Source organism: Kitasatospora kazusensis, assembly GCF_039529945.1.
Classification (GTDB): Bacteria; Actinomycetota; Actinomycetes; order Streptomycetales; family Streptomycetaceae; genus Kitasatospora; species Kitasatospora kazusensis.
Window position 1 is genome coordinate 70,932 of sequence record NZ_BAAANT010000033.1, and the last position, 9,953, is coordinate 80,884.

Sequence of the window (9,953 nt, forward strand, 5' to 3'; positions counted from 1 at the left end):
ATTCCCAGAACGAGGGTCCGCCGTCACTTGAGTGAGAACGAGTTCTGAGAACCGATCGGGCATCCGGACCGACTCCGGCGGCCGTTTCCGATCTTGCTCCCGGAAAGGGTCATTTGTGGGATCCACGAGGCGTTTGGGCTTGAGCGCCGCCCGACTAGGATCATCAGATGACCGATCTCTGGGAGCAGGATCTGACGGCAGCGTTCTCTGTGCTGCTCGGCAGGCCAGTGGACAGCTTCGACCCCGAAGCCAAGTACGCCCTGTACTACATCAACAAGGCACTCATCGAGCAATGGGTGTGGGGAACGCTCGATGACGCCGACTCGCTGAGGCGAACGTGGGGGCCGGGCGACGACGGCGACCGGCCCGCGCTGCTGCAGATCTGTCTCGCCCTCGACTGGAGCCTGGACCTCGCCCGGTCCGTCTTCGACTTCGACTTCACCGCGGAATCGGCTCTCTCGCGGGCGTTCGGCGCACGGCCCGAGTCCAACAAGGTCGCCGAGTCATGCCGCACGGTCACCGGCGATGAGCTGGCCACCGTACTCACCGAGCACGGCCTGGGTCCGGCCGACGTCGTGTCTGGTCTCGAAGACGACACGTTCACCGTCTGCGTGTCTTTCCGCGTCGTCACCGACGGCACCCTCCGGGACGCACTGCTGACCGCGATCCGCGGGAAGCAGGGCCCCGACCGGCTGCGGCCCGGCCCTGACGAAGCAGCGATCCTGGCGCTTCCGCCGGACCTGTTTTCGAGCGAGCGGGAACTGCCGACTGAGACGGCGAACGAGCGGGACCGCCTCCTCGCCCCGGTCCGTGATCCCCGGCTTCGTGCGCACATCTGGTCGCCGTACCTGGACCGGCCGTGGGATCGGCCTGGCATCTCCTCCGGAGGACCCAACCAGCCCGGCACCACCTGCGTCGCAGCCTGGGACTTGGCCTACTTCGGTGATGTCCAACTCGCCGTCACGCAGACGGAGGGGGCGCTCTCAGGAGAGTAGCCCGCTGTCGGTGTCCGGGCCGAGCCTGGTGAAGTCGACGTCCAGGCGCGGCTCGTACGCCTCCGGCGCCAGGTCGAGCTCGTGGGTTGAGTACTCGCCGAACCGCATGATCTTCTCGGTCAGGTACGGCGAGACCTCGGCCAGGTCCTCGGGCTCGACCTTCCAGCCCTCGGCCTGCAGTTCGCGCACCGCCTCGGCGATGTCCAGGGTGTTGTGGAAGATTAGGCAGTTGGTGAGCAGGGCGTTGAACTTCACCGCCTTTTCCTGCTCAACGGGGTCGTTGTCGGTGATGACGCCCCGGTTGCCGAAGCGCACCCACTCGGAGAATCCGTTGTACGCCTCGACCTTGTTGGTGGCGGCCGTCACGCGGCGGCGCATCTGCGGGTCGGTGAGGTACCGCAGCAGCTGGATCGTGCGGATCACGCGGCCGACCTCGCGGAACGCCGTGTAGTGCGCGTTCTTGCGCGAGCCCGAGCGCAGACGCCGCAGCAGCAGCACGGAGGAGACCTTGCCCGCGCGCACCGACAGCGCGACCCGCATGAGGTCCTTGAAGTGGGACTCGATCAGGTCCCAGTCGATGACGTTGCGCCCGGCCTCGCCGAAGAGCGCGTCGATGTGCACGTAAGAGGTCTGCTTGGTCGGGCGGAAGAACACCAGGTCCTTCCAGTTCCTGATCCTCGGCATCAGCTCAAACCCCAACAAATGGGCCAAACTGAATACCGGGAAGCTCTGGCCCTGCGTGTCCGCGTGGATCGTGGTCGGCTGCAGTTCGGACTCGTTCTTCAGCAGCCCCTCGATGATGTAGACGGCCTCCCACACCCCGCACGGGATGAAGTGGGTGAACAGCGCGATGTAGGTGTCGGCGATGTGGTGGTAGGCGATCCCGCCGGGCCGGCCATAGCGGACCGAGGTCTCGGCGACCAGGTTGTTCAGGTAGGTGTCCATGTGGGTGCCGTCGGCGGCCACCGCCGTGCCGTCGCCCCAGGCTCGGGCCATGTCGAGCTGGGCGTGGGCGTTAACGACGTCGGTGATCGCCTGGTTCAGCTTGGCGATGGAGAAGTGCCGGTTCGCCGTGGCGGACAGCTCGTGCCCGCTCACCCCGTTGATGTGCCGAGCCGCGTCGTAGGGGCCCATGTTGGTGCCGTTGACGAAGGTCGTGATGACGTAGCGGCCGAACGGGTCCTTGAGCTTCGGGTCGTGTCCGGAGGCCGGCCCGAAGCGCCTCCACCACTCGATCCAGTACGCGGTGCGGGCCAGGATGCCGAGCAGGGACCGTTCGGGCAGGCGGGACTTGATGGCCTGCTCCAGCTTCACCGCGCTCGGGCGCCGCTCGTCCGCCTTGTACCTCTCCAGCGTCGGCACCCCGGTCTTCGGGTCGATGAACAGGCCCTCGTTGTCCGGGTAACCGGAGTCGGCGGCTGCCGCCGCGGCGGTGAGGCGGTCCTGCAGCTGGGTGCGGAAGGCCGCCGCGTCGAACGGGCTGTCGTCGCCGGGCTCCCGGAACCCGACCTCCACCAGGTAGTCCGGCAATGCAGCCTCCACCTGTGGCCACTCCAGCAGCTGCTGGCTCCAGTCGGCGTACTCCTCCGAGCCGGTGACCGCGATGTCGCCGCACCGCAGCTCTTCGGCGAGGTTGACAAACACCATCGCCTCGAAGTGCCGGCGCACGTACGAGCTCGGCCGAGTGCGGTCGCGGACGATCTTCTGCCAGTTCTGGGTGGCAAAGCGGATGTCGACCACCCCGGTGTCGCGGCCCTCGTCGTCCTGGCCCTGCTTCGGGATGTAGTCGCGGGAGTTCCTGAACCGCAGCAGGTGCTTGAAGGCGTCCAGCACCCGGCTGTCCTCGCTGGTGGCCACCAGGTCCAGGCTCTCCAGCAGGTTCAGCATCACCGCCCGGTCCGCCTTCAGGTGCCCGTGCAGCAGCACCTCCCAGTTGTCGCCGTGGTGCGCGGAGACCTTCTCGATCTGCTCGTACTGGGCGCCGAACCCGCCGAAGTCGTCCACCACCGACGTCACGCTGAACAGGCCGTTGGACTGCACCATCAGCCCCTCGGCCAGCTTGAGGAACGACGTCGCGACCCGACGCTTGAGGCGCCGGTTCACCTCCGAGGCCCCCGACTCCTCGTCCAGGCCCTCCAGCGCGTCCAGCGTCTCCTTGGTCAGCGCGCCGGCCTTCGCCCGCGCCGTCTGCGCGGGCCCGTCGGTGTCGACCTGCCGCAGCAAGGTGCGGTAGTTGGCGACCAGGCCCTCCACGATCGCCTGCTGCTGGCCGCGGATCTCTTCCAGCTCGGTGCGGGCCCGCTTCGACTTGATCGCCACCCGCTTGGTGAACATCGTCGTCAGGTCGTCGCGCACCCGCATCCGGGCCTTGTGGACCAGACACGCGATCAACGTGATCCGCTTGGCCTCGGCGTAGTCCTGCATCACGCCCGCGTCCGCCGCCTCCGCCTCCCCGGCGAAGTCCGCGATCTTCGCCGCTGCCAGGCCCGCCAGCCACGCGCCGGTGTCGCCCAGCCCATCCACCCACTTCCGGTGCTCAGCCAGCTTCTTCATGTTCGACCAGGTCGCTCGCTGAGCGGGCTTCTTCAGCTGGTTGAACATGGTCTTGCGGTCCAGCCCCAGCACGGTGACCAGCCGCAGCAGGCCGGCGCGCTCGTCCTCCTCGATCCGCCCGGCGACCAGGGTGAAGATGTCGCCGTTCACCTCCGCGCGGATGCTCATCGCCATCCGGTCCAACGTCGAGAACCCCGGCAGCTCCAGCCCCTTCTGGACGAGCTGTTCCAGCGCCACGTTGATCAGGTCCGCCGGGTTGTTCTTCGACGCGGCCTCCGCCCGGATCACTTCCTCCGCCACCTGGCGGGCGCCGGCCGCATCGAAGCGCACCCCCTCCACCCGGCCGCGCACCAGGACGCGGTGAGCCTCCGCCGTGCGGACCGAGGCGTACCGCCCCGCCACGGTGCCCTCCGGCAGCTCCACCGCCTTGCGGACGAAGTCGACCACCATCTCGGGTACCTCGTCCCACCTCGGGAACCGGGCCATCCGCTGGTAGGACTTGAGCAGCAGCAGAAGCGACAGCTGATGGTCCTCGCTGGCCGCCCGCTCCTGGGACCACAGCACCTCCTCGCGGCTCGGCGAGAAGAACAGATGCAGCTCACGCGCGGTGATCAGCCGCTTGAACCGCGGATACGCCGTCCGCTCGATCGACGTCATTTCCCGTCGCCCCACCCAATCCCCATGCCGACATGACCACGGGAGACCTACGCCCGCGCGGGCATCTTCACCGGCGATCATCAAACGGGGAGAAAGTACCCCCCAAGCCAGGACAGGACCGGCGGTCGGATGATATTGATCCCGCTCCCCACCGACACCGCAGCCCAACGCCAGCGGCTCACGCTCCATGATCATCTCAATGTGGGTTTCGCAGGCATCTTGGCTCGACCCCTCCCTGGTCAACGACGCGGGCCAGCCGCTCACCCGCGCCGCCCTGGCCGAAGCCCTCCAAGGCCGGGGCGAGTTGCACGGATCACCGACCGACTACCGCAACACGGTCCGCAGCACTCTCTTCCCCGGGCTGAGCGAGCAGCGTTACGACGCCCTGATCACCGCACTGCTCCAGCTCCGCACCCCCAAGCTCTCCGAGCGCCTCGACCCCTCGCTGCTGTCATCCCTCCTCTCGCGGGCCCTCCCTCCGCTCGGCGAGGGCGAGATCACCGAACTGGCCGAGGGCTTCGAACGCCTCGACCGCCAACGCGAACACCTGAAGACCCTGGACGACGAGGTGGCCGCGGCCACCGCCGTCGCGAACCAGCAACGCGGCTACGCCCAGCGCGTCCTGCGCGCCGGGGCGGCGGCGCTCATCTCCGCGACCACCGAGACGGACAACCTCGCCCGCATCGCCAGGAGGAGCGAGGAGGAGCACACCGCGGCCCTGGGCCGGCGCGAGGAGAGCAGGCGGGCACAGGAGGAGCTCGAACACCGACGGCAGGAGATCGACGGCGCCGTCGAAGGACTGCTCGGCTCCGAGGTCTACCGGCAGGGGCAGGAACTCGACCAGCTCCGCAGCCGGGCCGACCAGGCCGGCCGCACCGCCGCCCGGGCCCGCGCCGCCGCCGACCGGAAGGTCTCGGCGGCCACCGAGGACGCCGAGCGTGCCGACACCGCGCGGCTGCGCTCCGAGCAGCGGGCCGAACACACCCGCGCCGCCCGGGAGGAGACACGGGGCGCAGCGAGGCGAGCAGCCATGGAGTCCGTCTGCACCGAGGTGCAGACGCTGCTCGGCACCGCACCGGATCCGTCCGGGGGCACCGAGGAGCAGGGGCGCCGGGCACGCCGCCTGCTGCGCGGCGCGGTCGTCTCGCGGCACGGCCGGATCGCCGAGGTCCGCACCGCCGTCGAGCGCCACGAGCGCTCCGTCGCGGACCGGACGACGGCGGAGCAGTACCTCGACACGGCGCGCGGACATCTGAGCGGCGCGACCTCGCGGCTCACGGAGAACGCCCAGGCGTACGAGACCGCCGTCGACGTCCAAGCCGAGCTGCTGCGCCGGTGGGCGACGGCCGACTGCACCGAACTCGCCATCGACGACCCCGAGGAACTCGCGTGCCGCGCCGCCGTCGAGACGGATGTCGTCGCACTGGTCGAGGCCGCCGCCCGGGCGGCGGAGAGCGCCGTCACCGCCGAGGAGACGACCGCCCGCGCCGGCCGGGACGACGCCCGCGCCCGGCGTGACCGGGTCGTCGGGGAACTGGAACGCACTGCGGCCGCGGCCGGTCTCCGGCCGGTCCCGCCGCGCACCCGCACGGCCGACCGGTCGGTACTGCCGGGGGCGCCGCTGTGGAGCCTGGTGGACTTTCGGCCGGAGGTGCCGCCCGCCGACCAGGCAGGCATCGAAGCGGCCCTGGAAGCGGCCGGCCTGCTCGACGCCTGGATGACCCCCGACAGCGGCCTCGTCGTCGGCCACGACACCTTGGCCGACCCGGCGTCCGCCGTACCCGCCCCCGGCCGCTCGCTGCTCGACGTCCTCTCGCCCGACCCCGACGGCCCGGTGCCGCCCGGCCGGGTGGAGCGGCTGCTCGCCGGTATCGCCTACGGCCCCGCACTCCCGGCCGGCCACCCGGCCGCTGTGGCCGCCGACGGAAGCTGGCGGTTGGCGCTGGCGATCGGCTCCTGGACCAAGGAGGAGTCCGGCCACATCGGCGCCGCTGCCCGGGAACGCGCCAGAGCACGGCGGATCGCGGAGCTCACCGCCGAACTGACCGAGGCGGACGCCACCGTCACCGGGTTCGAGACGCGGCTGCGCGCCCTCGCCGACCGCCGGACGCGTCTGGGCAACGACCTCCGCTCCCGGCCGCAGCACCGGGAGGTGGAGCAGGCCAAGCGTGCCTGGGAAGGGTCCGAGTCCGAGGTGGACGCCCGCGAGGACGCCGTACGCGAGGCGGTCGAACGGCTCGCGCGGCAGGAGGACGCGGTCGGGGCCGCGCTGCGGGCGCTCGCCGTCGCTTCGGCGGAGCACGCCCTGCCGACGGAGCGCGCCGCCCTGGACGCGACCGCCGCGGCGGCCGACGCGCTGCGCGAACAGGCCGACGTCTGGCTCGACGCCCACCTCGCCTGGACGGCCGCCCGGCAGGCCTGGGACACCGCCCGCGGCCACGCCGAGGCGTCCCACGGCGCGGCGGCCGAGAGCCAGGGCGAGGCCGCGGACGCCGAGGCCGCCGCCCGCGGGCTCCGGTCCGCGCTCCTGGCGGTCGAGAGCACCGTCGGGGAGGACTACCGCCAAGTGGCCGTCCGGATCGGCGACTTCCGGGCATCACTCGACCGGACCCGCCGTGAGATCGACAGCGGCAACCGGACGCTCCTGGAACTCGCAGGCCGGATCGGCGCACTGGGCGCCACCATGGCCGAGGACAAGGCCCGGCACGACGCCGCCGTGGCCGCCCGCAACGAGGCCGCCGACGGCTTCCGGCGCCTGTGCGTCCTCGGATTCCCCGGGGACGCCGGACTCGGCCTGGTCCTCACCCCCGGGGACGGCACCCGGGCCACCCTCGAAGCGGCGCGCGAGACGGCCGCCGCCTGGCCCGCCCTGCCGCACGGCACCAGGAACCTCGGCGACTCCCTGAACCGCCTCTCCGAGGCCGTCCACCGAGCCCGCCAGAGCCTCAGCAGTCGTGCGGACCTCGAACTCGAAGCCGAGGAGGACATCCACGTCCTCACCGCCACCATCGACGGCATCCGGGTCGGTGCCACCGGCCTCCTCACGATCCTCACCGGCGACCGGGACCGCAGCCGGGACGACATCACCGCCGCCGAACGCAGCCTCTTCGACCGGACGCTCACCGGCGACACCCGCCGCCACCTCGCCTCCCGCATCCGCCAGGCCGGTGAACTCGTCGAGCGGATGAACGGTCACCTCGAACGGGTCCGCACCGCGTCGCGGGTGGCCGTCCGCCTGGTGTGGCAGATCCACCCCGACCTGCCGGCCGGCACCCGGACGGCCCGTGAACTGCTGCTCAAGGACCCGGCCCGGATCACCGAAGCCGACCGCGAGGCCCTGCACGCCTTCTTCCGGGGCCGCATCGACGAGGCCAAGACCCGCAACACGGCGGCGACCTGGGAGGAACAGCTCGCCGAGGTCCTCGACTACACGGCCTGGCACCAGTTCGTCGTCAAGCTGGACCGCGCCAACGGCGGCGGGTGGCAGCTGCTCACCAAGAAGCTGCACGGCGCGCTCTCGGGCGGAGAGAAGGCCATCGCCCTCCACCTGCCGCTGTTCGCCGCGGTGGCCGCCCACTACGAGGCGGTACCGGAGTCCCCGCGGCTGATCCTGCTCGACGAGGTCTTCGTCGGCGTCGACACGGTCAACCGCGGGCAGGTCTTCGGCCTCCTCGCGGCGCTCGACCTCGACCTGGTGCTCACCTCCGACCACGAGTGGTGCACCTACCGGGAGCTCTCCGGCATCGCCGTCCACCAGCTGATCACCGGAGGCGACGGCGACGACGCCGTCACCAGCGCCCGTTTCACCTGGACGGGCACCGATCTGCTGTCCGACGAAACGGACCCGGACGAAACGGACCCGGACGAAGCCGACCCGGACGGACCGGCATGACGGACCGCCACCCCCTGGACCTCCCCGGGCTCCGGCCGCTCTGGTCGGCCGTCCACGACCGCCTGTCAACTGGCCGCCCCGTCAGCCGGGTGCGGTCCGGGCCGCTCGACGAGGCGGGCCGCGAGGCCCTGGCCGACCTCCTCGGGCTCGACCGGCTGCCCGGCGCCGAACCGGCGATCCCCCTCGCCGCACTCGACGGTGCCGTGCGGGACGCCTGCGGCCGGCCCCTCCGGGACGTGGTGGCCGTGATCCTCGGCCCGATCCACGACCGGGCCGCCGAGCGCGAGCGCAAGACCGGCCAACGCGACGCCCTGTGGGGGTGGCTGGCCGGTCACGAGGTGGTCACCGCCCAGCCCGCTCTCCTGGAGTGGGTCGGCCAGCTGCGGACCAACGGCCTCGCCGAGGGCTCACCCGACCGGACCCGGGACCTGCTGGCCGCCGCGCTGAGGGTCCTCGCCGCACTCCCGGCCGGCGGCGAGCCACTGCCGGTCCTCGCCGCCCGCCTGCTCGACGGCGACTCCCACGCCCTCGACGACGGCACCCGGCTGTCCTCCCTCGTCCTGCGCGCCCTGGCGGCGCTGTACGGCACCGACGTGCCCGACGGCGCCGAGGGGCGACGCGCACTGTGGGGCCGGGCCGGCGTGGCCGACGACGAACTGTCCGCCACCGTGCTCGTCGTGGGTCTGCGCCCCGGGGGAGACGGCCCGGTCGCCAGGATCTCCCGCATCTGCGCCGGAGCCGGCCACCCCGTCAGCCTCACCCTGGCCCAACTGCGCGCACCCGGTGAGTTCAGCGGCTCCCCTGGGCCGGTGCACGTCACCGAGAACCCCAGCGTGCTCGCCCTGGCCCTCCAGCGCTTCGGCCGCCACTGCCCGCCGCTGGTCTGCACCTCCGGCTGGCCCAACACCGCCGTGATCCACCTGCTGCGCCGACTCGCCGACGAAGGCGCCTCCCTGCGCTACCACGGCGACTTCGACGGCGAGGGCATCCGGATCGCGGCCCACGTCCTGGCCAGGACCGGGGCTGCCCCCTGGCGGATGGCGACGGACGACTACCGGGCCGCCGCGCCCCGCGTCCCGGCCGGCCCCGATCCGGGGCGCCTCACGCCCGCACCGTGGGACCGGGCGCTCGCCGACGCCATGGCCGAACTGCGTACCGCAGTCGTCGAGGAGGTGGTCGCCGACCTCCTCCTCGACGACCTGGCGGAGCACCGGCACGGAGTGCAGTGACAATCCGTCCGATGGCCTGAGGGCTACCGTCGGCCTTGGGCGTAGCCCCGTCCGGGCCGGCGTGCCGGGCGGATCGGACGCCACCGGGTCCTATTGTTCGGCTGTGATCCCGGTGTGGACGGGCGCCGCGGGTGACCTTGGTGCGGAGCTTGACGCTGGAGCGTGCGGAGCATCCACCCGACGGCCTTGAGATCCCGGCACAGCCGGGAGTGAGCGAGGTCTGTGGCTTGCCACTCGGACTCGGCCCACGCCCGGCGGCCGTTGTGGTTGCCCGGGACCGGCCGGCGTACCGCGGCAACCAGGCGGATGCCGGTGTCGATGACGACCTGGTGGGGTCGGTGGAGTACCCGGCGTACAGGCCGGCTCGACCCGCCGGCACCAGGTAGTCATCAACGCCGGAACGTCCTCCGAGGGCTCGCTGTCGATCGCGGGCACGGACACCCTGGACCTCGGCTGTCTGTCCCGTCTGCGTGAACCGGCGGATGGCTGCGGTGCCCGCCGGGTCCCGGACAAGTCTCCCCGTAGTGTGGCGGATGCTCCTATAGACGTCAAGCCGCAGGAGCAAGGTCGGTTTGCGTGATTCGTTCGGTTGGTGTGCTGGTGAGCGTGCGGTAGACCTCGCGGGCG

At 71.6% G+C, this 9,953-nt stretch carries 4 protein-coding genes; 3 read left to right on the top strand and 1 reads right to left on the bottom strand.

Features of this window, described 5'->3' with window-relative positions:
• Positions 1-167: 167 nt before the first annotated feature.
• Positions 168-995 (top strand): hypothetical protein, encoded by an 828-nt coding sequence (locus ABD330_RS23995; RefSeq protein WP_344468034.1) that lies wholly within the window; start codon positions 168-170, stop codon positions 993-995.
• Here ABD330_RS23995 and ABD330_RS24000 read toward each other — a convergent pair.
• A complete protein-coding gene (locus ABD330_RS24000; RefSeq protein WP_344468035.1) occupies positions 984-4,205 on the bottom strand; it encodes a Tn3 family transposase in 3,222 nt (1,073 codons plus the stop codon). The genes ABD330_RS23995 and ABD330_RS24000 overlap by 12 nt on opposite strands.
• 199 nt (positions 4,206-4,404) lie before the next feature.
• Between ABD330_RS24000 and ABD330_RS24005 the strand changes: the two genes are divergently transcribed.
• Positions 4,405-8,097 carry a TIGR02680 family protein gene (locus tag ABD330_RS24005; RefSeq protein ID WP_344468036.1) on the top strand — a complete coding sequence of 1,231 codons (3,693 nt, stop codon included), beginning with the start codon at positions 4,405-4,407 and terminating at the stop codon, positions 8,095-8,097.
• On the top strand, positions 8,094-9,326 hold the full coding sequence (locus ABD330_RS24010) for a TIGR02679 family protein (RefSeq protein WP_344468037.1): 1,233 nt from the start codon (positions 8,094-8,096) through the stop codon (positions 9,324-9,326). Before ABD330_RS24005 ends, ABD330_RS24010 begins: the two co-directional genes overlap by 4 nt.
• Positions 9,327-9,953: the final 627 nt, after the last annotated feature.